Annotated in this window: 20 protein-coding genes; 8 read left to right on the top strand and 12 right to left on the bottom strand. The window is 35.2% G+C overall.

Annotation, left to right across the window (positions count from 1 at the left end):
* Positions 1-564 (top strand): 5-formyltetrahydrofolate cyclo-ligase, encoded by a 564-nt coding sequence (locus MR053_RS04080; RefSeq protein WP_242131175.1) that lies wholly within the window; start codon positions 1-3, stop codon positions 562-564.
* Here MR053_RS04080 and MR053_RS04075 read toward each other — a convergent pair.
* From MR053_RS04075 to panC, 10 genes are all read right to left on the bottom strand, one after another.
* Positions 561-2,444: an OmpA family protein gene (locus MR053_RS04075; RefSeq protein ID WP_242131174.1), complete on the bottom strand. Its 1,884-nt coding sequence runs from the start codon at positions 2,442-2,444 to the stop codon at positions 561-563. The genes MR053_RS04080 and MR053_RS04075 overlap by 4 nt on opposite strands.
* A 90-nt stretch (positions 2,445-2,534) precedes the next feature.
* The gene (locus MR053_RS04070; protein WP_242131173.1) at positions 2,535-3,155 is read right to left on the bottom strand and encodes a lipoprotein signal peptidase; all 621 of its coding nucleotides are present in this window, start codon (positions 3,153-3,155) and stop codon (positions 2,535-2,537) included.
* A 257-nt stretch (positions 3,156-3,412) separates the two neighbouring features.
* Entirely contained in the window at positions 3,413-3,787 is a 375-nt protein-coding gene (locus MR053_RS04065) for a TraR/DksA family transcriptional regulator (RefSeq protein ID WP_223549784.1), read from the bottom strand.
* 5 nt (positions 3,788-3,792) lie between these two features.
* Positions 3,793-7,197, bottom strand: a complete 3,405-nt coding sequence (gene ileS / locus MR053_RS04060) for an isoleucine--tRNA ligase (RefSeq protein ID WP_242131172.1) — start codon at positions 7,195-7,197, stop codon at positions 3,793-3,795.
* Between the two features lie 161 nt (positions 7,198-7,358).
* On the bottom strand, positions 7,359-8,717 hold the full coding sequence (gene radA / locus MR053_RS04055) for a DNA repair protein RadA (protein WP_242131171.1): 1,359 nt from the start codon (positions 8,715-8,717) through the stop codon (positions 7,359-7,361).
* Between the two features lie 100 nt (positions 8,718-8,817).
* On the bottom strand, positions 8,818-9,294 hold the full coding sequence (locus tag MR053_RS04050; RefSeq protein ID WP_242131170.1) for a hypothetical protein: 477 nt from the start codon (positions 9,292-9,294) through the stop codon (positions 8,818-8,820).
* A gap of 61 nt (positions 9,295-9,355) precedes the next feature.
* Entirely contained in the window at positions 9,356-10,507 is a 1,152-nt protein-coding gene (locus MR053_RS04045) for an alpha/beta hydrolase (RefSeq protein WP_242131169.1), read from the bottom strand.
* A gap of 76 nt (positions 10,508-10,583) precedes the next feature.
* Positions 10,584-11,540, bottom strand: coding sequence for a lysylphosphatidylglycerol synthase transmembrane domain-containing protein (locus MR053_RS04040; RefSeq protein ID WP_242131168.1), 957 nt, complete (start codon positions 11,538-11,540; stop codon positions 10,584-10,586).
* 156 nt (positions 11,541-11,696) lie between these two features.
* Positions 11,697-12,047, bottom strand: coding sequence for an aspartate 1-decarboxylase (panD, locus tag MR053_RS04035; protein ID WP_242131167.1), 351 nt, complete (start codon positions 12,045-12,047; stop codon positions 11,697-11,699).
* A gap of 13 nt (positions 12,048-12,060) precedes the next feature.
* The gene (gene panC / locus MR053_RS04030) at positions 12,061-12,912 is read right to left on the bottom strand and encodes a pantoate--beta-alanine ligase (RefSeq protein WP_242131166.1); all 852 of its coding nucleotides are present in this window, start codon (positions 12,910-12,912) and stop codon (positions 12,061-12,063) included.
* Between the two features lie 108 nt (positions 12,913-13,020).
* On the opposite strand from panC, the gene MR053_RS04025 reads away from it, so the two are divergent.
* The 7 genes from MR053_RS04025 to MR053_RS03995 all read left to right on the top strand — a co-directional run bounded on the left by MR053_RS04025 (position 13,021) and on the right by MR053_RS03995 (position 24,126).
* Positions 13,021-13,830 carry a glycogen/starch synthase gene (locus MR053_RS04025; protein ID WP_242131165.1) on the top strand — a complete coding sequence of 270 codons (810 nt, stop codon included), beginning with the start codon at positions 13,021-13,023 and terminating at the stop codon, positions 13,828-13,830.
* A gap of 24 nt (positions 13,831-13,854) precedes the next feature.
* Positions 13,855-15,519 carry a DUF4270 domain-containing protein gene (locus MR053_RS04020; protein WP_242131164.1) on the top strand — a complete coding sequence of 555 codons (1,665 nt, stop codon included), beginning with the start codon at positions 13,855-13,857 and terminating at the stop codon, positions 15,517-15,519.
* 171 nt (positions 15,520-15,690) lie between these two features.
* Complete coding sequence (glmS, locus tag MR053_RS04015; RefSeq protein WP_242131163.1) at positions 15,691-17,538, top strand: glutamine--fructose-6-phosphate transaminase (isomerizing); 1,848 nt, start codon at positions 15,691-15,693, stop codon at positions 17,536-17,538.
* A 253-nt stretch (positions 17,539-17,791) separates the two neighbouring features.
* Positions 17,792-20,563, top strand: coding sequence for a TonB-dependent receptor (locus tag MR053_RS04010; protein WP_242131162.1), 2,772 nt, complete (start codon positions 17,792-17,794; stop codon positions 20,561-20,563).
* A 1-nt stretch (position 20,564) separates the two neighbouring features.
* Positions 20,565-22,094, top strand: a complete 1,530-nt coding sequence (locus MR053_RS04005) for an SGNH/GDSL hydrolase family protein (protein ID WP_242131161.1) — start codon at positions 20,565-20,567, stop codon at positions 22,092-22,094.
* A gap of 169 nt (positions 22,095-22,263) precedes the next feature.
* Complete coding sequence (gene atpD / locus MR053_RS04000) at positions 22,264-23,772, top strand: F0F1 ATP synthase subunit beta (protein ID WP_223549810.1); 1,509 nt, start codon at positions 22,264-22,266, stop codon at positions 23,770-23,772.
* A gap of 75 nt (positions 23,773-23,847) precedes the next feature.
* Positions 23,848-24,126, top strand: a complete 279-nt coding sequence (locus tag MR053_RS03995; RefSeq protein WP_242131160.1) for a F0F1 ATP synthase subunit epsilon — start codon at positions 23,848-23,850, stop codon at positions 24,124-24,126.
* A 58-nt stretch (positions 24,127-24,184) separates the two neighbouring features.
* Here the strand turns inward: MR053_RS03995 and MR053_RS03990 are convergent, their stop codons facing one another.
* Both MR053_RS03990 and MR053_RS03985 read right to left on the bottom strand, forming a co-directional pair.
* Entirely contained in the window at positions 24,185-25,267 is a 1,083-nt protein-coding gene (locus MR053_RS03990) for an acyltransferase family protein (protein ID WP_242131159.1), read from the bottom strand.
* 45 nt (positions 25,268-25,312) lie between these two features.
* Positions 25,313-26,029: a LytR/AlgR family response regulator transcription factor gene (locus tag MR053_RS03985; protein ID WP_242131158.1), complete on the bottom strand. Its 717-nt coding sequence runs from the start codon at positions 26,027-26,029 to the stop codon at positions 25,313-25,315.
* Positions 26,030-26,071 lie beyond the last annotated feature (42 nt).

Raw genomic sequence — 26,071 nt, 5'->3', positions numbered from 1 at the left:
ATGACTAAAGCTGAGTTAAGAAAAAAATATAAAACTTATCGCCATAATTTAACTCCAAACGATATAGAAGATTTTAGTTTAGCCATCGCGAACCAACTTTTAAAACTACCTATTTGGGACTATTCTTTTTACCATATTTTTCTTTCTATTATAGAGCACAAGGAAATCAATACTGATTATATTTTAAATATTCTCTCTGGAAAAGATAAAAATATTGTAGTTTCTAAAAGTAATTTTAAAACCAATACACTTACTAATTATTTACTAACTGATAACACAGTACTTAGTAAAAATTCCTGGGGTATTCCAGAACCTATTGATGGGATTGAAATTGACAACAAAAAAATAGATGTTGTTTTTGTCCCGCTTTTAGCTTTCGATAAGAATGGCCATCGAGTTGGTTACGGAAAAGGGTTTTATGATAATTTTTTAATTAACTGTAAACCAAACACCTTAAAAGTAGGCCTTTCCTTTTTTAAAGCTGAAGATCTGATTGAAGACATTTATGAAAATGATATTAAGCTGGATTATTGTGTAACGCCTGAAACGATCTATAGATTTTAATCATTACAGTTTTCACAATAGGTCTTTCTTAAATATTCATTTTCCAATAATTGAAATGTTACGCCCCCTTTTTCTTTATTGTTAAACAATTTACAATATCTTTCCTTGTTCATGTTGATAGCATTCAGCATAATTGTTCTGTAATCTTCGTCTTTGGTTAATGCTTTGTCGACCAATGTGAGGTTTAAATAATAAAAGAGCAAATCCACATTAATATCAATACTACGTGCTTTAGCACTAAGTAAACCTACTGCATCTTCCGATTTTGAATAATAGGTTAAAAATTGAGCTAGACTGAGATAATCAAAATCTGATAACGGGAAATTGTTGTAATGTGCTTTTATGAAATCAATCGATTTATCTTTAGCTCCATAATTTCTTTTCCGCATATATTTTTCAGCTTTCACAATGTGGAAATTTACAAGCATTCTATCTATCAAAGATGCATGGATACCATAATTTCTTAGATTCTTTATCTGCTTTTCAAAATCCAATTCATTAATTTTCATCCAATTGTAACGCCAAATGGGAAAGGTTGTCGCCACGATATTATATTTTAGTTTGGGGTCTTTAGGCGCCAATTTTTCCAATTCCTTCAATTCATTATGAACAATGAGGCCCTCACGGATATCCTTCATAAAACGAAATGCCGAATTTTTATTGAATATCTTAACAAAGCGCTCTTGTTTTGGAATATTCATTTTATGTAATAAATCTGGCGAAATATTATTGCGTCTAATTCTTTCAAAAATGGCATTTTGAATTTCTGTAGCTTGTTCCAATTCATCTTCATTTAAAGCTTTATTGAATCGCAGAATCAATGCTTCTTCAGAGATATCCTTATAATTATCTTTCCGTTCTAATTCTAATTTTATAACCGCTTTTCGATGGTTTTTCAAATAGGGTTCTAATTCTTCTGAAAGACCGCTGGCTAAACGGTTTTTGATTTCAGCCTTATTCAATTTTTTTATGTAAGAATACTTGGATTCTGAAATATCATTTAAAAATTCCACCCAGTTTTCACTTGCCTGAATATTTGTCACTACTGTAGGCTCTTGAAATGATTGAAGCGCTTTAGCTATACTGGCAGCTCGTTTGGTTTGCAGCTCTTTGTTTCGCTCCAAAGTTCCCTCCACCGAAGCATAGGCGCGGATGGTTATGGTTTTGATATTAAAATCGGTTAACCTTAAAGAATCATACAAAGGTTTAATATCTTCAGGAGAATAATCGGCCTTATTTTTTTTAAACGGGATTGTAAACACCAAAGTTTTTTGCTTTAAAACATAGCCTTCCTTAACGGTGGTTATCTTTTTTGTACTAAAAGTTAAAGAATCGAGATACATGCCCATATCCAACAACTCCCAAGGATAAGATTCCAAATTGTAAATGGTTTGGTAGCGGCAGAAGGTTTTATTATTAAGGAAAAGAATGTTGTATTCTAATTCCCTTTTTAAATAGGTATCCGGCAGCTTACCAACAAAAACCCTAAAATAAGCATCGCCGTCTTCCTTCAATCCGCTTTTAAGCCTTTGTGCATAAATAGGCTTAAGCAGCATGCCCCTTATTTGCTCATTTACAATAGTATCATTAGCACAATCATACCGGTTTTTATCAATAACATCAATCGCCATGCCATCTGTTGGATTTTTAAAAAAGTTAAGAAACCAGTTCTTATCTGTTATTTTAAAATAGAGGTTGTTCCGCTCACGTTCAATTGAAAAATAAACTTCCTTAGGCTTTTGTTGAAACATTTGGACACAACGTTGGCACTTTTGATTGCGCTCCACATCGGTTTTTGGAAAAATAATATCAAAAGTGTTTTGTGAAAAGCAAAAATTGACAAATGCTATGATTATCAGGAAAGAAATTTTAATTTTCATTAACTAAGAATTTTTATACACATCTTATTGAAAATTAAAATTAACAAACATAAATGAGGTAAAAAAATACTTACTAAATAAAGATTTGGGTTACTTTTTTGAAAACGCCTTCTTATTGAACACAATAAGCATAACAAAGCCTGTGCTAATAGCTACATCGGCAATATTAAAGACAGGCTCAAAAAAGGTAAAAAATTGCCCTCCATAAAATGGTAACCATTCTGGTAAATAACCTTTATACAATGGAAAATAGAGCATATCTACAACCTTACCATGAAATAGGGTATCGTAACCACCTGTTTGCGGAAAAAAGCTAGCTACTTGACCATGACTATCACTAAAGAAGACCCCATAAAAAACAGAATCTATAATATTACCTAAGGCTCCAGAAAAAATAAAAGCGATGGCCAGTATAAGCACTTTAGGACTTTGCTTTTTTATGGCACTGCATAACCAATACCCAATACCAAATATGGCCACAACACGAAATAGTGACAATACAATTTTTGCTGTTCTATCTGAAATAAAAGAAACAAAATCACTAATTTTTGTTCCCCATGCCATACCGTCATTTTCTATAAAATAAATTTTAAACCAGTTAAAAACGGGCACATCTTCCCCTATTATAAAATGGGTCTTTACATATATTTTACTGATTTGGTCGACCAATAAAATGATGAAAATGATTATAATGGATTTTTTTAGTGACATACAAAAAACGCTTGAAAAGTAGATTCCCGCTTTCACTTCGACTTTGCTCAGCAACCAGACAGGAATGACAAATAAAAAACGCCTCAACAAAGAGACGTTTCAAAAGTACATGATTTTTTTAATTTGAAAAATGACATATAATAAATTAAAAAAATTATGTGCTAACAAAGTGGTTACCAATGTAAACTTAAATTTTGTATTATAATATGAATAAAATTTAAGTTTTTTTACAGAGGAAATATATCATTTTAAAAAAACTATTGCATGTTTTTAGCTTCAATGCTTAAGGTGGCATGTGGCACTAATTTTAAACGCTCCTTATTAATAAGCTTTCCAGTAACACGACACACTCCATAGGTTTTATTCTCTATTCTAATCAAAGCATTCTTTAAATCGCGAATAAACTTTTCTTGACGAATGGCCAATTGTGAATTCGACTCCTTACTCATTACTTCACTGCCTTCATCAAAAGCTTTAAAAGTAGGCGATGTATCATCTGTACCATTATTGTGGTCGTTCATATAAGCACTCTTAATAAGTTCTAAATCGTGCTGCGCCTTTTTTATTTTATCCTGAATTAAGGCTTTAAATTCAGCCAAATCTTTATCTGAATATCTTACACTTTCTGACATAATTTCTAATGTTTTTGAATAAATAATTTGGTATTTACATCATCAAAAGCAACTTCAATACCTTCATTTATAGTCTCTCTAATTTCTAATTCTTCAGTTAATGTTTCTGTTTTAATATAATCGATGTTAGTTTCAACTGCATTAACGATTTGCTCGTCTTTTTGAAGCATCACATCAATTCTATCGGTTACTTCAAAACCTGAATCTTTTCGTAAGTTTTGAATACGATTAACCAATTCCCTAGCAATGCCTTCTTTACGCAATTCGTCTGTAATGGTCACATCTAAAGCTACCGTTAAAGAACCTTCGTTCGCCACTAACCAACCTTCAATATCTTGCGATGTAATTTCTACATCTGTGCGTTCTAATGTAATATTTTTTCCATTAATGGCAACATCTAACCTGCCATTTTGTTCTATTTTGTTAATATCTTCTGCAGTAAAGTTAATTACGGCATTGGCAATGGCCTTCATATCCTTTCCAAATCGTGGGCCAAGCACTTTAAAGTTTGGCTTTATTTGTTTCACCAAAATGTCTGAAGCATCTTCAAGGAGTTCAATTTCCTTAACATTCACTTCATGCTTTATTAAGTTTGAAACCGCTGCAATTTCTTCCTTTTGCTGTTTGCTATCAATAGGAATCATGATTTTTTGAAGCGGTTGGCGTACCTTAATCTTTTCTTTAGCCCTTAACGACAATACCAACGAAGATATTGTTTGGGCGCTTTCCATTTTACGTTCCAAAGGCTTATCTACATAAGCAGCATTGTAAGTTGGGAAATGCGCCAAATGCACACTTTCAAACGGTTCCTTTTTGGTTACGGCGTTTAAATCTAGGTATAGCCTATCCATGAAGAATGGTGCTATTGGCGCACCTAGTTTCGCTATGGTAACCATACAGGTATAAAGCGTTTGATAGGCCGAAATTTTATCCTGTTGGTAATCGCCTTTCCAAAATCGTCTTCTACTTAAACGTACATACCAGTTACTCAAATAATCTTGGGTAAAATCTGAAATGGCCCGTGCTGCCTTAGTTGGCTCATAATCGGCATAAAAAGCATCAACCTTTTGGATTAAGGTATGTAATTCTGAAAGGATCCAACGATCTAATTCAGGGCGTTCTTCTATAGCAATATCGGCTTCACTGTAATTGAATTTATCCAAATTGGTATACAGTGCAAAGAACGAATAGGTATTGTAAAGCGTTCCAAAGAATTTACGCTTTACTTCCTCAACACCTTCTATATCAAACTTTAAGTTATCCCACGGATTGGCGTTTGAAATCATATACCAGCGCGTAGCATCTGCCCCATAATTACCCAATGTTTCAAACGGATCGACGGCATTACCCAAACGCTTGGACATTTTTTGTCCGCTTTTATCCAATACCAATCCGTTGGACACTACATTTTTATAGGCCACGGAGTCGAACACCATAGTACCTATGGCATGAAGTGTATAGAACCACCCACGGGTTTGATCGACGCCTTCAGCAATGAAGTTGGCCGGATAAGTAGTTCCTTTATCAATCAGCTCTTTGTTTTCGAACGGATAGTGCCATTGAGCATAGGGCATGGAGCCAGAATCGAACCAAACATCTATCAAGTCACTTTCCCTTTTCATAGGCTGGCCACTATCGGACACCAGAACAATTTGATCGACTATGTTTTTATGTAAATCTATTTTGGCATAGTTCTCATCAGACATGTTACCAGCTTCAAAATCTCCAAAAATGTCCTTGTCTAAAACACCTGCTCCCACAGCTTTTGCCATTTCAGCCTTTAACTCTTCTACAGAACCAATACATTTGACTTCTTTACCATCTTCGGTTCTCCAAATAGGTAATGGAATACCCCAATATCTTGAGCGTGATAAGTTCCAATCATTGGCATTGGCTAACCAGTTACCAAATCGTCCTGTTCCTGTCGCTTTTGGCTTCCAGTTGATGGTTTCATTCAGTTCAAACATACGATCCCTTACATCTGTGACTTTAATAAACCATGAATCTAGCGGATAGTATAAGATTGGCTTATCAGTTCGCCAACAGTTCGGATAGCTGTGTTTGTATTTCTCAACCTTAAAGGCTTTGTTTTCTTCTTTTAGCTTGATGGCAAGCTCAACATCAACCGAACGTTCTGGTGCTTCACCGTCATTGTAATATTCATTCTTCACATACTTACCAGCAAACTCTCCCATTTCTGGTCTAAACTTACCTTGTAAATCCACCAATGGCACTAAATTACCATTCTCATCTTTTACCAACATAGCCGGCACTTCTGGCACGGCTTGCTTGGCTACCAAGGCATCGTCGGCACCAAAGGTAGGTGCAGTGTGTACAATTCCTGTACCATCTTCGGTAGTTACGAAATCTCCAGAAATCACCCGAAATGCATGTTCAGGATTATCGTTAGGCAGTGCATAAGGCAATAACTGTTCGTATTTGATGCCTACCAAGTCCTTTCCAAGAAACTCTTTTAAGACATAAAACGGGATTTTTTTATCGTTTGAATTATACCCTAACAATTCAGATGCATCTTCTACCTGATTAAACTTTCCTGAAAATTGGTAATTCACCAATTTCTTGGCAAGTATCACATTTATTGGTTCAAAAGTATATTGATTGAAGGTCTTAACCAGTACATAATCAATTTTAGGTCCAATAGTCAATGCCGTATTACTTGGTAAGGTCCAAGGTGTAGTCGTCCAAGCTAAAAAATGGATATCACCTTCATTTTGTAAAAAACTAGGTAAAGTGTCCGAAATGGCTTTAAATTGGGCCACCACCGTGGTATCGGTCACATCCTGATAGGTTCCTGGCTGATTCAACTCATGCGAGCTTAACCCCGTTCCTGCCTTTGGCGAATAGGGCTGAATGGTGTAGCCTTTGTACAAAAGTTTTTTGTTGTAAATCTGCTTTAACAACCACCAAACACTTTCCATGTACTTAGGCTCGTAAGTAATGTACGGATTGTCCATATCTACCCAATAGCCCATTTTTTGGGTAAGATCGTTCCAAATATCGGTGTAACGCATCACAGCTTTACGACAAGCGGCATTATAATCCTCAACCGAAATGGTTTTTCCTATATCCTCTTTAGTAATACCAAGTTCTTTCTCAACACCAAGTTCAATAGGTAACCCATGTGTATCCCAGCCTGCTTTACGTTTTACCTGAAAGCCTTTTTGGGTTTTATAACGACAAAAAATATCTTTAATAGCACGCGCCATAACGTGGTGAATCCCTGGCAATCCATTTGCAGATGGTGGGCCTTCAAAAAATACGTACGACTCCTGTCCTTCACGTGAGGTTATACTTTTCTCAAATATGTTATTATCCTGCCAATAGCTTAGAATCTCTTGGGCCACTTTTGGAAGGTCAAGTCCTTTATATTCAGGAAATTTAGCGCTCATTATATCATATTTCTTTTCGATGCGCGAAAATAAGGATTTTTGATAAAATAGACAGTATGGAAAACCACTTTATATCCATTGTCATGCTGAACTTGTTTCAGCATCCATATTAAAGCTTTCCTAGAGACCCTGAAACGAGTTCAGGGTGACACTAATAAGTGTCAAACAATAAAATCCGCCAAATCCTCAATTTTGGAAACCAATTGGATTTTGATTTTCGTGTTTTTCAGGGAAATTTTATTGTATTTGGATACAAAAATGGTTGAAAAACCTAATTTTTCAGCTTCAAGGATACGTTGTTCCACACGTTGTACCGGGCGAATTTCCCCCGACAATCCCACCTCGGCAGCAAAGCAAATATCTTTTTGAAGCGGCTCGTCTTCATTAGATGATAATATCGCTGCCACCACTGCTAAATCTATCGCAGGATCATCTACCGTAATACCCCCTGTTATGTTTAAAAACACATCTTTTGCACCCAAACGAAAGCCTGCCCGTTTTTCTAAAACAGCCAGAAGCATATTCAAGCGCTTGGCATTAAAGCCGGTTGCCGAACGTTGTGGCGTGCCATAAACTGCAGTACTTACCAAGGCCTGAACTTCTATCATAAGTGGACGCATTCCTTCCAAGGTTGCCGCAATGGCATTACCCGACAACTCTTCATCTTTTTTGGAAATTAAAAGCTCTGACGGATTGGATACCTCCCGTAATCCAGATCCCTGCATTTCGTAAATGCCCAATTCGTTGGTAGAACCAAAACGGTTTTTATGTGCCCTTAAAATACGGAACACATGGTTACGATCGCCTTCAAATTGCAAGACGGTATCGACCATATGCTCCAAAATTTTAGGTCCCGCTATATTCCCATCTTTAGTAATATGACCAATTAACAACACTGGTGTTGCCGTTTCCTTTGCAAATTTTATGAGCTCAGTGGTACACTCCTTAATTTGTGAAATGCTTCCCGAAGAGGATTCTATATAGTCGCTATGCAAGGTTTGAATGGAATCGATAACCACAATATCGGGTTCTAACTCCTCTATTTGCCTAAAAATATGTTGTGTTTTTGTTTCGGTTAAAATGTAGCAATTGGTATTACTTGAATGGATACGCTCTGCCCGCATTTTTATTTGTTTCTGGCTTTCCTCACCTGAAACATATAAGGTTTTATAAGGTAGTTTTAAAGCAATTTGAAGTAGCAAGGTACTTTTCCCAATGCCTGGCTCACCACCCAACAAGGTTAAGGATCCTGGCACAATACCACCGCCCAAAACTCGATTGAATTCAGCATCAAACGTATCCAGTCGGGGTTCTTTTGAGGTATCAATCTCATTAATTCTTAAAGGAACTGCCACTCTTTTTACTTGTGCTGTTGACGATTTCCAATCGCTTTTTTCAGGCTTTTGAATGAGCTCCTCTACAATGGTATTCCATGCTTTGCAAGCATTGCACTGCCCTTGCCATTTGGCATATTGCGTGCCACAACTCTGACAGAAAAAAGCGGTTTTTATTTTTGACATTTATTTTGTTAGTTGTTGTTGGTTAATAATTATACGGAATTATGTTTATCCTTGATAAAATCTAATTTGCATCTTTCACAAATTATTGTCAAATGCTTTTTTAATATCCCCGACCAAAGGCTTTTTTGTTAGCTATCATTTTTTTTGTTCTTCTATTCCCCAGAAAAGTGAAAATTAGAGTAAAAACTGGCAAATAGAATGGAAGTTTTAATTTGAAAAAATAGTAAATCAAAAAGTCTAGAAAAATTCCGAATATGATATATTTTATTTTGTTCGTTCCTACATGCCTAAAATCTCTTTCATATATTAAATACCGTCCAGCTTTAAGAATATATTTATTGTATAATTCCAATTGGGTTATTTTTCCTGTTGGTAAATCAGTCGTTTTTAATTTGTCAATATATTCAGCAATTAGAGCTTTATATTTTTCGGATTCTCTATTATAATGAAATTTTAATAACTGATTTCCAATATTTAGTGTCGAGTTATAATTTACCTGACCTTTAACCTCCTCTGTTTCAGTCTCAAATAGTTTTATGAATTCTTCTAATTTTTCTTTCAAAGATTCGTTGCTCATTAGCTATTGAAAATTTTTAAATGTTTACCAATAAATAACGCCCTAATAGCTATAACACAATTCAATACCCAAAATCTGCCTTAATAGCGTCTGACTTCTCCAACACCAAATCTTTTGTTATCCCTGCTATTTCCTCTAAGATGTAAGCTGACTGATAGGTACGCATCGCCTTTTTGGGCTCCCCTGTTTCTTCATAAAATCGAGCCAAATAGTAATTGCCCAACATAGTTTCTGGATAGTGTTTTCGGGCTATTTTGCCCAATTCTTCGTAATACTCGAACTGCTCATTTTTTTCAATAGCAGCAGCTACAGCTTTAAAATCGTTAATTAATATTTGTTTGTCTATGGCAAACAAATCGCTAATGGTTTGATATTTCTCTTGGAGATAGGCTACTGGCGATTCGTCTAACTTAAGTATGGTGTCTTGGTATTCTTTTTTGGAAATGGGTTGGTACACAAAAAAGATGCTTTCCAACGCTCGTGGGATCGCGTGCGCTGGCACCGAATAGTGTGAGGGGTTTTCAAAACTATCAAATCTATAGAATATATTTTTATTTTCAATGGACTTTATACTGGCATCCAATGCTTGGGTCATGTCCTTGATGGATTTGGAATCGTTTTTGGTGTTAGCCAAATAATAAAAGGTTTTAGATTCCAGTTTACTCAAGCGCTCGGGTACATAATCTAACATATTTGGTGCCAACTCTGGACTAACCACCACATAGGCCTGAAACAAAGGTTGTGGTTTCAACAGGTAATAATTAATAAAATTGGCGGTTTCGCCATGTCCAACAGCTACCCTAAAATTAACCGTTCGGTATTTATTTTCAATATAGGGCAAGAGCTCCATACCAATAAATTCGAAAAACGCAGCCCCGGTTTCAATGGGCAGTGAGTTTTGTTCAGAGTACATGCAATCGTCATAACGATTATCCAACTGGTTTACCCCAACAACTATAGCTTCGGGCATGTCTTCCCAATAGGAATAATAATCAACATTTCCCGCAACCGCTTCAAACAAATAATCCCCATCCAACACAATAAAAATGGGATAGGCTTTATCCTCATTATTCTTATAGCCTCGAGGCAACTGTATTTTAAGCTGACGGGATTCCCCCAACCTTGAAGATTCTATGGTTTCATAAGTGACTTGGGCATGTGCAGTACTAAATACAAAAAAAAATATTAAAACATAAAAGATAGATCGATTCATCCTTATACATGATTTGAGATTATAGGAGCAAGGTAAGAAATTAAGACTAGTTTAAAAAAAGAAGTCTTGGTTTTACTTAAGACTGTTTTCTATTAAAAACAGGAAGATAAATTAAGGACACCCCTCCCAATAAAATAATCATAAAAGTTTGTGATGCCCACATAATCCAACCAAATGCGTAACTGGGGTCTTTATCAATTCCGAAGATCGCAAAGGCTCCATAGACGGCCAGAGGATATAATCCTATACCGCCATTAGTAGCAGCAATACTAAAACTAGCTGATATAAAACCGATTAAAATTGCTCCAAAAGGCACACCATACAATTCTGGAACTGCAAATGAGGTAACATAAAACATAAGCACATACATCCCCCATATAAATAAGGTATGGAAAATGAATGCCCACTTTTTTTTCATTTTAAAAATACTTAGTGCTCCTTCGACCAAACCACTTGTAAAGTGCTTGATTTTTAATGCAACTTTAGAATCACTTTTTCTTACATATAATGTGAAAAACAAAAGAACAATTATTGTTAATCCTAGGGCCATTATAATTTTTTCGGGATTAAACCTTTCCATTAGGAAAGTATAAATAAAGTCGAATTGCAAAAACAGTGTTATGATGATAATTCCAAACATTACCAACAAATCAGCTATACGTTCGGCCACAATGGTACCAAAACCTTTTTCAAAAGGTACGTCTTCATAGTTGGTTAAAATAGAGGCCCTAGCCACTTCACCTGCCCTAGGAATAGTATAATTAATTAAATAGGTGGCAAATACCGCCATAATACTATTACCTAGTTTAACATGGTAACCCATTGGCTCTAATTGAAAACGCCACCGATACGCTCGCGACAAATGACTAAGTAGACCAAGAAAAACCCCCAACAAAATCCAGTTTTTATCGGAAGCTTTCCAATACTCCAATATTTTAGATAACGGAACGTCATTTAGAGAATACCAGACCAAAAAAACTCCCAGTAATAATGGGAGCATAATCTTAAGTATTTTTTTTATGGTCAGTTTCATGTGTTAACACCTATTTTTTTATGGTCACATAGAACATACAAATTATCATACCGCTATGTGATTAAAATTTAATCATGGATATTTCATGATTTTAAACCCGTACAAGTAAAATATTTGTAACACTAGGTTGGTCATTACCCTAGCATCTTTAAACATTTATTTTAGTAGGTTAGTAGCTTCATCAGGAAAAACCAAAGAAGGTTTAAACGTTTTGGCTACTTCAAAATCCATAATAGCGTAAGTTATTAAGATTAAGGTGTCACCTACTGAAACCTTTCTCGCAGCCGCACCGTTAAGCGTTATTTCTCCACTCTTTCTTGGTCCGGGAATAACATAGGTTTCAAGACGTTCCCCATTATCGTTATTAACTATCTGGACTTTCTCTCCTTGTACAATGTTTGCAGCATCCATTAAGTCCTCATCAATAGTAATACTACCAATGTAATTAAGGTCTGCTCCAGTACATTTAACTCTATGAATCTTAGATTTTACTACTTGAATTTGCATGTGGCAAAGATAATTAATTTAGTGCGATATTATCTATTAGTCTAATATCATCTGCAAATACAGCTATAAAGGCTCTGTATGCTTTTTTATTTGATTTTCTTTTTATTGGCTTTAAGGTCTCTGCGTCTGCTATAATAAAATACTCCAATTTCAACACCTCATGGTTAGCAAACTGTTTCCCAACCCAATGTATCACTTTATTAGCACTTTTTGTGCCAAATTGTCTTTTGGCAGTTATTAAAGCTTTATAAATAAAAGGCGCTGCTTCTTTTTGTTCTTTGGTTAATCTAGTATTACGGGAACTCATTGCCAAACCATTTGTTTCCCGATGTATTTTACAGCCAACGATATTCACCGGAATTTGATATTTATCAACCATTTTTTTTATGATTGCCAATTGCTGAAAATCCTTTTTTCCAAAATAGGCCTTATCAGGTTTTACAATCTCAAATAATCGTTTAACAACTGTACCAACACCATTAAAATGGCCTGGTCTAAATTTACCTTCCATCTCTTGTTCCAAACCATCAAAATCGAAATTTTGAGATACTGTGTTACCCTCATAAATATCTTCTACCGTTGGAGCATATACCAAAATATCATTCTTGCTTACGGTTTCAAGTAATACAACATCACTATTCAAAGTTCTTGGATATTTTTCTAAATCTGTGGTATTATTAAATTGTGTTGGATTAACAAAAATGCTTACCACTACTTTGTCATTATTTCCCAAGGCTTCTTTAACCAAAGTCAAATGCCCTTGGTGCAACGCACCCATGGTTGGAACAAAACCAATAGTAATCTGTTTGGATTTGAGCTGTTCTATTTCAGCCTTAATTTGTTTTTTTTCTTGATAAACCTGCACTTTTAATAAAAAATTAACGCGTGCAAACTTAAGATTTTACAGCCAATCTGCATAAATTTTTGTACTTTTGCGTGTTTTTTATTTTGAATCTTCAAAAGCGAACTGTTTATGAAAGATAAGAGGATATTGTATGTATCATCTGAAGTAGTACCTTATTTACCCGAAACCGAAATTTCTTCAATGTCGTTTGAAGCCCCAAGGCTAGTGAACCAGCAAGGTGGACAAATTCGAATTTTTATGCCCAGATATGGTAATATTAATGAAAGAAGACATCAGTTACACGAGGTAATTAGACTTTCTGGAATAAATTTGGTAATCAATGATTTGGACATGCCTCTTATTATAAAGGTAGCTTCCATTCCTAAAGAGCGTATACAGGTTTATTTTATTGATAATGATGAATATTTTAAAAGAAAGGCCACATTGACAGACGAAGACGGGAAATTATTTTCTGATAATGACGAACGTGCCATTTTCTTTGCCAAAGGTGTTATAGAAACCGTTAAAAAATTAAACTGGTCTCCAGATGTTATTCATGTTCATGGTTGGCTGGCCTCTTTATTACCTTTATATTTAAAGGAGTACTATAAAGACGAACCTTTATTTAATGAAAGTAAAATTGTGACTTCAATATATAATCAAAGTTTTGATGATACGTTAAACAAAGACATGTTTGACAAGATTAAATTTGACAATATTGATGACAATGCCATCAAACCACTTGAAGAACCCACCTATAATAACTTAATGAAGATAGCTATAGACTATTCAGATGCGTTGATAGTTGGTTCTGAAACCATTCCAGATACCTTGGATACTTACCTAAAAGATTCGAATAAACCTATACTGGAACACAAAAGTAGAGATGAGTTTGGTGAGGCTTACACAACTTTCCTTAATGCTGAAGTTGTAAGCTAGACCCGAAAAATTCGTAAAAATCATATGAAAAAAACATATAAAGCCCTAAACCCCTTATACATTCTTGTATTTATTATTACATCCTTTATTGCTTGCGACAAAGACTTTAGCTCTATAGATAGTGATGTGCTAGGCAAGGATAATGCTAATTTTAATAGTAACAAGATTAATATAGAAGCATTACTTGCTTATAATAAAAAATTAAAAAATGTTCAGGTTAATGGACTAAATGCCAATCTATTGGGTGTTTATAACGATCCCGTTTATGGACAAACAACTGCTAGTATTGTATCACAAATTACACCTACTTTCTACAACCCTGATTTTGGCAACAATCCAGTAATAGATTCTGTTATACTAAACATTCCTTATTTTAGTAGAGAGGATGGTGTCGACGATGATGGGAATACTAAATATGTTATTAATGAACAAGATTCTTTATATGGTGACGACAAAATAATTTTATCTATTTATCGTAACAATTATTTTTTAAGGGATTTTAATCCAAATACTCAAAACCAAGAAACGCAAAGTTATTTTTCTTTTGCTGAAAACACCCCCAATAATGCTGAAAACTTTATTGTTACAGAAAACAGTGAAGTTAATTTTGACTCCTATAAGGATCAGCTAATAGCTGTAGACAGTGCATTTATTACGTCTAGCAACCCCATTGTTACATTAACCGGTGAAGGGGAAGACGCCTCTCTTTCTTACGCTGCTCCTGCTTTAAGAATTGATTTATACAACCCTGACAATACATTTTGGGAAGACCATATTTTTGCTAAGCAAGACGGCAGTGAACTTAGCAACGTCAATAATTTTAAAAACTATTTTAGAGGCCTATACATTAAAGCAGAGCCTAAAGATGATCTTGGCAGTATGACACTTTTAAACTTGGCATCATCCAATGCTACAATTACCATTTATTACACCAAAGACCCCATTACAGATGGTGATCCAAGAGTTCAGGCTACTTATGCTTTTAATTTTAATGGTATAAAACTTAACACGCTAACAAACGATTATAGTATTGCCCCTGCACTATTGGTCGATGGTAACAACTCCGAGGGAGACCAAACACTTTATTTAAAAGGTACTGCTGGTTCTATGGCACTTATTGATTTATTTGGTAACAATTACACTTACGACCCTAATCAGGATGTCCCTGATGCCTTAATAGATTTGAGAAATGAATTTAGAGATGGCAGCAATCCTACAAGACTAATTAATGAAGCTCATTTGGTTATACTTGAAGACCAATCCTTAACTGTTGGAGACGACCATACTTATGACAGGCTTTATGTCTACGATGTAAAAAACAACATACCATTAATAGATTACAGTTTTGATCCTTCAGAAAACACGGTTTCCCCTGTATCATCAAAAATTGTACATCTAGGTAAAAGGGATACATTATCAACAAGTCCCCTAACAATTGGTTATAAAATTCGTATTACAGAGCACATAAAAAACTTAGTGTTTAAAGATTCTACCAATACTAAATTAGGGCTGACAATATCCAATAATGTGAATTATACGAGTAATGCTAAAATTTTGAGCACCACAGATGATGTCTCGAATATCCCTGCAGCAACACTTCTAACCTCAAGAGGAACAGTTTTATTTGGAAGCAATACTGTTGATGATAAAAAAATAAAGTTAGAAATTTATTTTTCCGAACCAGAATAAGGTTTCTTAAACATTAAGTATACATACAAATACCCAAATAAAACCCCAAGGAATGCCTTGGGGTTTTTTATTCATAATAAATCGGCTTAAAGATAATATTGATATTATTTTTGCGTTTATAGGTATTTATTTTGCATATTTGCTTTCTCAAACAACTAGAACCTAATATTTATGTGTGGCATTGTAGGATACTTAGGAAATAGGGAAGCTTATCCCATTATAACAGAAGGTCTTAAACGATTAGAATACCGTGGTTACGATAGTGCTGGAATTGCATTATTTGATGGCGTTAATTTAAAAGTCTCAAAAACCAAAGGAAAAGTAGCAGATTTAGAAAATCGAGTAAATCAAGAAATAAACCCAAAAGGTTACATTGGCCTTGGTCATACACGTTGGGCAACACATGGTATTCCAAACGATATTAATTCGCATCCTCATATTTCCAATTCTGGTAATCTAGTGATTATTCACAATGGTATCATCGAAAATTATGAATCATTAAAACAGGAGTTAATTACAAGAGGCTATACTTTTAAATCACAAACCGACACCGAAGTTCTTGTCAATCTAATAGAAGACGTTAAACAAAAAGAACATGTGAAGCTTGGCAAAGCGGTCCAAATTGCACTTAATCAAATAGTCGGTGCTTATGCAATAGCTGTATTTGACAAAACACAACCCAATGAAATTGTTATCGCACGTTTAGGAAGCCCATTGGCCGTTGGTGTTGGGGAAAACGAATATTTTATTGCCAGTGATGCCTCTCCTTTTATAGAATACACTAAAAATGCCATTTATCTCGAAGATGAAGAAATGGCCATTATAAGACAGTATAAAGACATAAAAATCAGAAAAATTATAGATGATTCTCTTGTCGATCCATACGTTCAGGAGCTTAAAATTAGCTTAGAACAAATTGAAAAAGGAGGATATGATCATTTTATGCTAAAAGAAATACATGAGCAACCTAAAGCCATTAATGACACTTACCGGGGCCGGTTAAATATTGATCAAGAAATTATAAAAATGTCTGGTATTGATGATAACCTAGATAAAATCCTAAATGCTAATCGTATAATTATAGTCGCTTGTGGAACATCTTGGCACGCTGGCCTTGTTGCTGAATATATTTTTGAGGATTTGGCCAGGATACCTGTTGAGGTTGAATATGCTTCAGAATTCAGATATCGAAACCCCATAATAACAGCAAGTGATGTGGTTATTGCAATATCCCAGTCGGGAGAAACTGCCGATACTCTTGCAGCCATTAAACTAGCCAAGTCTCAAGGTGCTTTTGTTTTTGGTGTGTGTAATGTAGTAGGTTCATCAATAGCAAGAGAAACCCATGCCGGGGCTTACACTCACGCCGGTCCAGAAATAGGAGTAGCATCTACCAAAGCCTTTACTACTCAAATTACGGTACTAACACTTATAGCCCTTCGTTTAGCCAAGGCAAAAGGCTCTATTACCGATTTAGAATTTTTAGAACTCCTTTTAGAACTTGAAAGAATTCCTAATAAAGTTGAACAAACCCTTAAATTGGATGCACCTATACAAATGATAGCTGACACCTATAAAAACTCTAGGAATTGTTTGTATTTAGGAAGAGGATATAATTTTCCTGTAGCATTAGAAGGTGCCCTAAAACTAAAAGAAATTTCATATATCCATGCCGAAGGTTATCCTGCTGCCGAAATGAAACATGGCCCTATTGCCCTTATCGATGAAAACATGCCCGTTGTGGTTATTGCTACAAAAAAGGGACATTATGAAAAAGTAGTAAGTAATATTCAGGAAATTAAATCACGTAAAGGTAAAATTATAGCCATAGTTACCAAAGGTGACACACAAGTTAGAGCATTGGCGGATCACATTATTGAAATTCCAGAAAGCTCAGAGCTATTTTCGCCACTTATTACAACAATCCCGCTTCAACTTTTATCATATCATATTGCTGTATTGTTAGGCAAAAACGTAGACCAGCCAAGAAATTTAGCAAAATCTGTTACTGTGGAATAATTTAAAATGACTTATGAAAACAGCTAAAACAGTCCCAAAAAGTATCCCAATTTATCTTTCAAATAATTTTTCGGATAGTATTTAAAATGAACAACTCTAGTTTTGTTAAAAGTTAGATATTAAATCCTTAACGAACAATTATTAAAAGCACACATTTTTAACAATATTTTTGTCACTTTTTAATATGCACGCATAATTTTTCATATTTTTAACACTTAAACTGGATATAATCCATACTTTAATTATTGGTCCAATGAAAACACTCCTCCCAATCTTAATGTTATTTCTTAGTGGTATAACATTTTCACAAACTAAAATTAGTGGTTCAGTGGTTGATGATAGTGGTCAACCTATACCTGGCGCAAACATACTTGTTATTGGAACTGCTACTGGAACCGTCACCGATTTTGATGGCAACTTTGCGTTAAGCTACAGTCAAAATCCACCATTCTCAGTTCAAGCCAGTAGCGTTGGCTTTGAAACAGCAATCGTTGAAGTGACTTCAAACAATCAAACCCTTAACTTTATTTTAAAGGAAGGGACCTCATTAGATGAAGTGGTAATCTCTGCCTCTCGAACTCCTGAGCGTATTTTTGAATCGCCCGTTACGGTAGAACGCTTAGGCATAAAAGATATTAAAACTACGGCTTCTACCGATTTCTATGGAGGCCTTGAAAATTTAAAAGGTGTTGATGTAAACACCAACAGTTTAACTTTTAGATCGGTAAACACCAGAGGTTTTGCCACCTTTGCCAACAACCGCTTTATGCAACTGGTTGATGGCATGGACAACTCTACACCTGCCCTAAACTTTCCAATTGGGAATCTAGTGGGCATGATAGAAACCGATGTGCAAAGTGTTGAATTGTTGCCTGGAGCCTCATCAGCATTATATGGTGCGAATGCCTTTAATGGAATTTTATTTATGCGCAGTAAAAACCCTTTTGACCACCATGGTATTAGCGCATCTCTTAAAAGAGGTATCACATCTCAAAAAGCTGCAGGAGACAATGAATATTTTGACTATAGTTTAAGGGCTGCGCACAAGTTTAATGACAAATTTGCTGTCAAAGTTAACTTTGGCTACTTAAAAGGGACAGATTGGGCAGCTAATAGCAAAGTAGATAAAAACTCAAGTGGAGGAACCAGAGAAAACAACATAAATTATGACGGTGTAAATGTTTATGGTGACCTGGCCTCTGCTAATATAAGATCAGAAGCCCCTGCGGCTTTTAGACCTCTTATTCCAGATGTCTATGTAAGCAGAACTGGTTATGATGAAGCTGATTTAACCGATCATAACGCTGAAAGTATTAAATCTGATTGGGGTTTATATTACCGCCCATGGGCGAATGATTTTGAAATTCAGTATGTAGGCAAAGTAGGTACAGGCTCCACCATTTATCAAGGCAGTAACAGGTATTATATTGATGGCTTCTTTCAACAACAGCACAAACTAGAATTGAAAAATAATAATTTCTTTTTTAGGGGATATGTAGTTTCTGACAGAGCTGGTGATTCATATGATATGGTAGTGACAGCTGTACAAATTAACAGGGCTTGGAAAAGTGATGCAGATTGGTTTGGCGACTATATAAGCACATATGTTGGAGCAACATTGGGAGGAGCTACCGATGCTCAAGCGCATGCCGCTGCAAGAGCAAAAGCTGAATCAGGTCGTTATCTCCCCGGTTCTCCTGAATATCAAGCTGCCTTCAATAGGAGTATAAATGACCCTAATTTAGTAACTGGATCTAAGTTTCAGGACGCATCCAAATATTATCACTCAGATGCAAATTATAACTTTAGTCACTTAATCGATTGGGCCGAAATTCAGGTAGGAGGTTCTTATAGAAAATACAAGTTAAACTCTTCCGGAACAATTTACACAGATTTTGATAATCCTATTGAATATTCAGAGTTTGGAATCTATACCCAAATTCAAAAAAATATTGAGTTAAATGATGCTTTGAACTTAAAACTAACTGGATCAGTACGTTATGATAAATCGGAATTTTTTGATGGCTTTTTGTCTCCAAGGTTATCTGCTGGCTTAACTATCAATAAAGATCATAATGTTAGAACCTCTGTTCAAACTGGTTTTAGAAACCCTACCACACAAGATTTGTTTATAGGTTTAGACACGAGCTCATATATTTTAATTGGTTCGGCCCCTAACAATTTGGATAGGTATTCTAGACCATACAATGTTAGTGAGACAGCTAAACAAGATCTTGGGCAACCAGACACCATTACGCAAACTGGAAATGCAGCTTATACCAATTCATACACTAGAAGCGCAGTTCAAGAATATGAAGATACTGGAAATATTGATATCCTGAATAATCCAGAAGCTATAGGAAATCCAAGTCTAATAAAACCTGAGCAAGTAACCTCTGCTGAGGTTGGGTATAGAGGAAAAATTAACAATCTTACAATAGACTTTAGTGCTTATTACAATAGCTACAAAGATTTTATTTCTCAAAATCGAGTTGTGGCACCATTATACGGTATTGTAGGTGACAATGGTAATTCAATTGAAGCCATCAAAAATGACGACTATGTAGATTATGGTATTTACACGAATTCTGAAGCTGATGTAAATTCATATGGAGCGTCTCTTGGATTATCTGTCAAACTATTGGGTGATTTTGATTTAAGTGGTAGCTACACCTATGCTAAATTAGATTTTGATAGAGACACATATCCAGATTTTGTAACCAATTTCAATACACCAGAGCATAAATTTAAGGCTTCATTTGGAAATACAGAATTATTTAAAAATTTTGGATTTAATGTTGCTTACAGATTTAGTGATGATTATTACTGGGAAGCCACTTTTGGCGACGGCGTAATACCCGAATTTCATGTCTTAGATGCGCAAATTAACTTAACAGTGCCTAGCTTAAAATCAATATTTAAGGTTGGTGGCACTAACTTAACCGGAAAAGAATATTATACAGCTTATGGTACTGGCTTTTTAGGTTCAATGTATTATATATCATGGACAATTAACAACTTATAAGATGAAAAAGAATAATATAAACACAAAATATACATGGCTAATTGCTTTATTTTTTGGGCTTATTGCCTGTAATGACCCTGAAGACGTTCTTGCTGACTTTAATATTGATACTGCTTCTCCAGAATTGCCTGTTTTATCATCAGGCTCCGTAGATTTTTCAAAGTATGTGGCTGTTGGGGCTTCTTTTACTGCAGGATACACAGATGGTGCTTTATTTAAAGCAGGTCAGGAAAACTCGTTTACCAATATGCTAGCAAAAGAATTTTCTAAAGCAGGTGGGGGCACTTTCAATCAACCTCTGATGAATGATAATATCGGAGGCCTCCTTTTTGGTGGTGCTCCTAACCCATCGTTTGGACCTAGACTGTTTTTTGATGGAGTAGGTCCTGTAAGGTTGCCTGCAACACCTACTACAGAGGTCTTTAATACTCTTTCTGGACCATTTCAGAATATTGGTGTACCTGGTGCAAAAAGCTTTCATATGATATTTGAGGGCTATGGCAATCCAACCGGATTACTTTCTTCACCAGCCACGGCCAATCCTTATTTTGTTAGAATGGCTTCAAATCCTACTGCATCCATGATAGGTGATGCAATAGCTCAAAACCCTACGTTCTTTACCCTCACTCTTATGGGTGGAAATGACGTTATAGATTATGCTTTTTGGGGAGGTGACAGTTCCAAATCTGTTACTGATTCGCAAACCTTTAATTTTGCTTTTACTACAGCAGTTAATATGCTTACATCAGGAGGGGCAAAAGGCGTGGTAACCAATGTTCCATATATAGAAGATTTACCTCACTTCACAACAGTGCCCCATAACCCAATTCCATTGGACGCCGGTACTGCAGCTGTACTTAATCAAGCTTATGCACTATATAATGGGGGAATTCAACAAGCCTTAGCAGCTCTAAGTGGATTAGGTTTATTTACCGAGGAGGAAGCATTAAAAAGGACAATAACTTTTCAAGCTGGTCAAAACGCTGTTGTAATTGAGGATGAAAACTTAACAGATTTGGGAGCTATAAACCCTGCATTTGCAGCTCTTCCAAAATACAGACAAGCTACTGCTGAAGATTTAATTGTATTATCGGCTAGCACCTTTATTGGTACTGAAGCCATCCCTGGCAATCCTCAAACTGTAAATGGTGTAGCCATACCGTTAGCAGACCAATGGGTGCTAACACCTGAAGAGCAGCAAGAAATAAAAGACGCCACAGATGCTTATAATAATACGATTGAAAATATAGTGGCCTCAAATGAAAATCTAGCTTTAGTAAATTTAAAAGACCTTTTATATAAACTTTCAACTGATGGCCTAACATCTGGTAATTTCACCTTAACATCAGACTTAGTTACTGGTGGAGCCATTGGATTGGATGGCATTCATTTAACAGCAAGGGGGTATGGACTATTAGCTAATGAATTTCTGAAATCCATTGATGCTCAATTTGGATCGAACTTTATCGAATCTGGAAACATGATTAATATTGGTGATTACCCGACTAACTATTCACATACTTTACAATAATTTATATTTAAAATATAATTCTAAAACACCTTCAGATTGAAGGTGTTTTTGTTATTGTAAAAAAGCTCAAAAAACCACTTTCTTTTTAAATTAAAACCTATATATTTGCAGCCGAAAACAAAACCATGTTTTCTAACAATTAAATCGCATAATATTAAACAGATAAGTAATGTCTAAAGTTACAGGTAAAGTTGCACAGATAGTAGGTCCGGTTATCGATGTAGAATTCGCTGCTGGTTCAGAGCTTCCAAAAATTTATGATTCATTAGAAATTAAAAGACCTGATGGTTCTGTATTGGTATTAGAAGTACAGTCTCACATTGGTGAAGATACTGTTCGTACTATCGCCATGGACTCTTCAGATGGTTTAAGTAGAGGAACTGAAGTTGTAGCAACTGGTGCTCCTATTCAAATGCCTATTGGCGATGATGTTTATGGACGTTTGTTTAATGTAATTGGAGATGCTATTGATGGTCTAGGTGATTTACCTAAAGCTGGCGAAGCTGGTTTACCAATCCACAGATCAGCTCCTAAATTTGAAGATTTGTCAACGTCTACCGAAGTTTTATTTACAGGTATTAAAGTAATCGATTTGATTGAGCCTTACGCTAAAGGTGGTAAAATTGGTTTGTTTGGTGGTGCCGGGGTAGGTAAAACAGTATTGATTCAGGAGTTAATTAACAATATTGCTAAAGGTCACGGTGGTTTATCGGTATTTGCTGGTGTGGGTGAAAGAACCCGTGAAGGAAATGACCTTTTAAGAGAAATGTTGGAATCTGGAATTATCCGCTATGGTGAAGATTTTATGCACTCTATGGAAGAAGGCGGATGGGATTTATCTAAAGTAGATAAGTCTAAAATGAAAGAATCCAAGGCGACGTTTGTATTCGGACAGATGAACGAGCCTCCAGGAGCTCGTGCACGTGTGGCCCTATCTGGATTGACTATTGCTGAGTATTTCCGTGATGGTGCTGGTGACGGACAAGGAAAAGACGTATTGTTCTTTGTCGATAATATCTTCCGTTTCACACAAGCTGGTTCTGAGGTATCTGCATTATTAGGCCGTATGCCTTCTGCGGTAGGTTACCAACCTACATTAGCAACAGAAATGGGTGCGATGCAAGAGCGTATTACGTCAACTAAAAAAGGATCTATTACATCTGTACAGGCTGTTTATGTACCCGCAGATGACTTAACAGACCCTGCTCCTGCCACAACCTTTGCCCACTTAGATGCAACTACGGTATTATCTCGTAAAATTGCCGAGCTTGGTATTTATCCAGCAGTAGACCCATTAGACTCCACTTCAAGAATTTTAACTGCCGATATTTTAGGCGCAGACCACTATAATTGTGCGCAACGTGTAAAAGAGTTATTACAACGCTACAAAGAATTGCAGGATATTATTGCGATTCTTGGTATGGAAGAGCTTTCTGAAGACGATAAGTTAGCTGTAGGTCGTGCAAGACGTGTACAACGCTTCTTGTCTCAGCCTTTCCACGTAGCTGAGCAGTTTACAGGTATCCCAGGTGTATTGGTTGATATTAAAGACACCATTAAAGGCTTTAATATGATTATGGATGGTGAATTAGATCACTTACCAGAAGCAGCCTTCAACTTAAAAGGAACCATTGAAGATGCTATTGAAGCTGGAGAAAAAATGTTAGCTGAGGCATAAAATTAGTTTGCAGTAATCAGTCTCCAGTCCTTAGTGGCTGCAACTGCAAACTGCAGACTGCAAACTGAAAAAATTATGTATTTAGAAATTGTATCACCAGAAGCGACTTTATTTAGCGGAGAAGTAACAAGCGTTGCCGTACCGGGGGTTAATGGAGAATTCCAAATGTTGAAGGACCACGCTCCTATTGTCTCCTTGCTAAAAGAAGGTGTTGTGAAAATTTTTGGTGCTATTGAATTAGATGAAGAGGTTCAGGATAAATTTACCAAAGGTGACAAAGACACCACGTTATTAAAGATTAATTCTGGAACCATTGAAATGAAAGACAATAAAGTTATCGTTTTAGCCGACTAAAACTTTGATTAAAAAATATTATGACAAAAAGCGGAGTAAATACTCCGCTTTTTTTGTATCATACTTTAATAATTATCTTCTTTCGATACAGTACATAAGCTAAAAACAAATAAAATATCACGACACATAAAGCATAAAATAAAGATGATAATTTATCATTAATAAAATCATGAACAAAAACATTGTTATAAATCAAAGAATGAATATTCTCGTCTCCAATTTTTGTCAAATAAAATGTTTTAGAAATAAAACTGGACAGAAAATATATAATAATCGCATTCATGCCAACATATTTAAATATACTTCCAAATTTGATACCCCTTTCATCAGTTACATAATAAATTACACTAAGGATTAATGTTCCCCAACCACTTGTTACCAAAACAAAACTGCTACTCCAAATCGATTTATTTACAGGAAACCATAAACTAAGCAAATAACCTAAAACCAGTAATACAACAGACATTAAAAGCAATATTTTAGCGCTTTTAAACATACTTAAAATTTTACCAACTAATATTCCTAAAACACAAGTAACAATTGCAGGAAGTGTGCTTAAAATCCCTTCAGGATCATAATCTGGTTGCCACATATGTGTACCCAGTACTTTTAAGTCTAAATAATTTGCCCAATTATTAGGTGCTCGATCAAAAGTTGGCAACTCTCCGTTAGGCAAAGGTAAAAATCCAAACAACAACCAATAACCCAATAAAATAGTAATCCCAATTCCCATTAAGGCTTTCCAGTTGCAATTGAGATATAAAATAGCCGATATTAAAAATACTATTCCAATACGTTGCAACACACCAAAAAACCGAAGCGTTTCAAAATCTTTGACAAAAGGAAAGTATGGCAAAAATAAATTCAAAAATAATCCCAAACCAATAAGCTTAAGGCTTCTAATAATTATTTTCTTATATGTTGGCATACCTTTAGCTTTATTTTTATATGCATAGTGTATGGAAATACCAACAATAAATAAAAAAAAGGGAAATATTAAATCTGTTGGTGTAAGTCCGTGCCATTCAGCATGAAGCAAAGGTGCATAAACATGACTCCAATTACCCGGTGTGTTTACAAGAATCATTGCCGCTATAGCAACCCCTCTTAAAATATCAACAGATTCAATTCTTTTTGCCATCAATTGAGTTTTAATTCATATTCTTTAAGCTGTTATACCATGCCGTTAATCATTTGTTTCATTTATTTTAAAAATGCGTTCTTTAGCTTCCTTTAAGTACATTCTTCCAATAGGTATTTTTTTATCAGCGATTTCTATGGTATTACCGTCAAGCGCCTTTACCTGACTCATAGAAACCGTGAAAGATCGATGAACCCTTATAAAATTTGAAGAAGGCAGCTCATCTGTTATAGCGGTTAAAGATTTGTGCACAACATAGTCTCCTAAATTTGTAATCACTTTTATATAATCCTTTAAACTTTCAATAAAGAGAATATCTGATAAATATACTTTTATCAGCTTTTTATTTACCTTTAAAAAAATATGTGATTCCTGTTGCAAATTAGACTCGCTATTGCTTGTTAATTGCTTGAGTTGATATATTTTATTAATTGTTTTCAAAAATCGATTAAATGGTATGGGCTTAACTAAGTAATCGGTTACATCAAGCTCAAAACTTTCCACAGCATATTCCCTATATGCAGTAGTAACAACAATTAATGGCTTATAGTTTAAACTTTGCAAAAAAGTAAAACCCGTCATTCGAGGCATATTAATATCCAAGAAAATAACATCAGGTTTATTCATTTGGAGTACTTCAAATGCTTTTAAAGGGTCATTGAATGTATTAGTGATTTCTATATTGTTGAACTCCTTTAAATGACTTTCAATAACTTGAATAGCCAATGGTTCATCATCAATAATAGCACATGTAATTTTCATCTATATAAAATTTTTATTTGATTATCAATGAAAAAACTATTT

This window comes from Aestuariivivens marinum (assembly GCF_022662175.1).
Lineage (GTDB): Bacteria > Bacteroidota > Bacteroidia > Flavobacteriales > Flavobacteriaceae > Aestuariivivens > Aestuariivivens marinum.
This window is presented reverse-complemented; position numbering and strand designations above follow the sequence as displayed.

Coding starts and splice junctions, on each gene's coding strand:
- MR053_RS04080 (WP_242131175.1), top strand. CDS start 1: ATGACTAAAGCTGAGTTAAGAAAAAAATATAAAACTTATCGCCATAAT.
- MR053_RS04075 (WP_242131174.1), bottom strand. CDS start 2,444: ATGAAAATTAAAATTTCTTTCCTGATAATCATAGCATTTGTCAATTTT.
- MR053_RS04070 (WP_242131173.1), bottom strand. CDS start 3,155: ATGTCACTAAAAAAATCCATTATAATCATTTTCATCATTTTATTGGTC.
- MR053_RS04065 (WP_223549784.1), bottom strand. CDS start 3,787: ATGTCAGAAAGTGTAAGATATTCAGATAAAGATTTGGCTGAATTTAAA.
- ileS (WP_242131172.1), bottom strand. CDS start 7,197: ATGAGCGCTAAATTTCCTGAATATAAAGGACTTGACCTTCCAAAAGTG.
- radA (WP_242131171.1), bottom strand. CDS start 8,717: ATGTCAAAAATAAAAACCGCTTTTTTCTGTCAGAGTTGTGGCACGCAA.
- MR053_RS04050 (WP_242131170.1), bottom strand. CDS start 9,294: ATGAGCAACGAATCTTTGAAAGAAAAATTAGAAGAATTCATAAAACTA.
- MR053_RS04045 (WP_242131169.1), bottom strand. CDS start 10,507: ATGAATCGATCTATCTTTTATGTTTTAATATTTTTTTTTGTATTTAGT.
- MR053_RS04040 (WP_242131168.1), bottom strand. CDS start 11,540: ATGAAACTGACCATAAAAAAAATACTTAAGATTATGCTCCCATTATTA.
- panD (WP_242131167.1), bottom strand. CDS start 12,047: ATGCAAATTCAAGTAGTAAAATCTAAGATTCATAGAGTTAAATGTACT.
- MR053_RS04025 (WP_242131165.1), top strand. CDS start 13,021: ATGAAAGATAAGAGGATATTGTATGTATCATCTGAAGTAGTACCTTAT.
- MR053_RS04020 (WP_242131164.1), top strand. CDS start 13,855: ATGAAAAAAACATATAAAGCCCTAAACCCCTTATACATTCTTGTATTT.
- glmS (WP_242131163.1), top strand. CDS start 15,691: ATGTGTGGCATTGTAGGATACTTAGGAAATAGGGAAGCTTATCCCATT.
- MR053_RS04010 (WP_242131162.1), top strand. CDS start 17,792: ATGAAAACACTCCTCCCAATCTTAATGTTATTTCTTAGTGGTATAACA.
- MR053_RS04005 (WP_242131161.1), top strand. CDS start 20,565: ATGAAAAAGAATAATATAAACACAAAATATACATGGCTAATTGCTTTA.
- atpD (WP_223549810.1), top strand. CDS start 22,264: ATGTCTAAAGTTACAGGTAAAGTTGCACAGATAGTAGGTCCGGTTATC.
- MR053_RS03995 (WP_242131160.1), top strand. CDS start 23,848: ATGTATTTAGAAATTGTATCACCAGAAGCGACTTTATTTAGCGGAGAA.
- MR053_RS03990 (WP_242131159.1), bottom strand. CDS start 25,267: ATGGCAAAAAGAATTGAATCTGTTGATATTTTAAGAGGGGTTGCTATA.
- MR053_RS03985 (WP_242131158.1), bottom strand. CDS start 26,029: ATGAAAATTACATGTGCTATTATTGATGATGAACCATTGGCTATTCAA.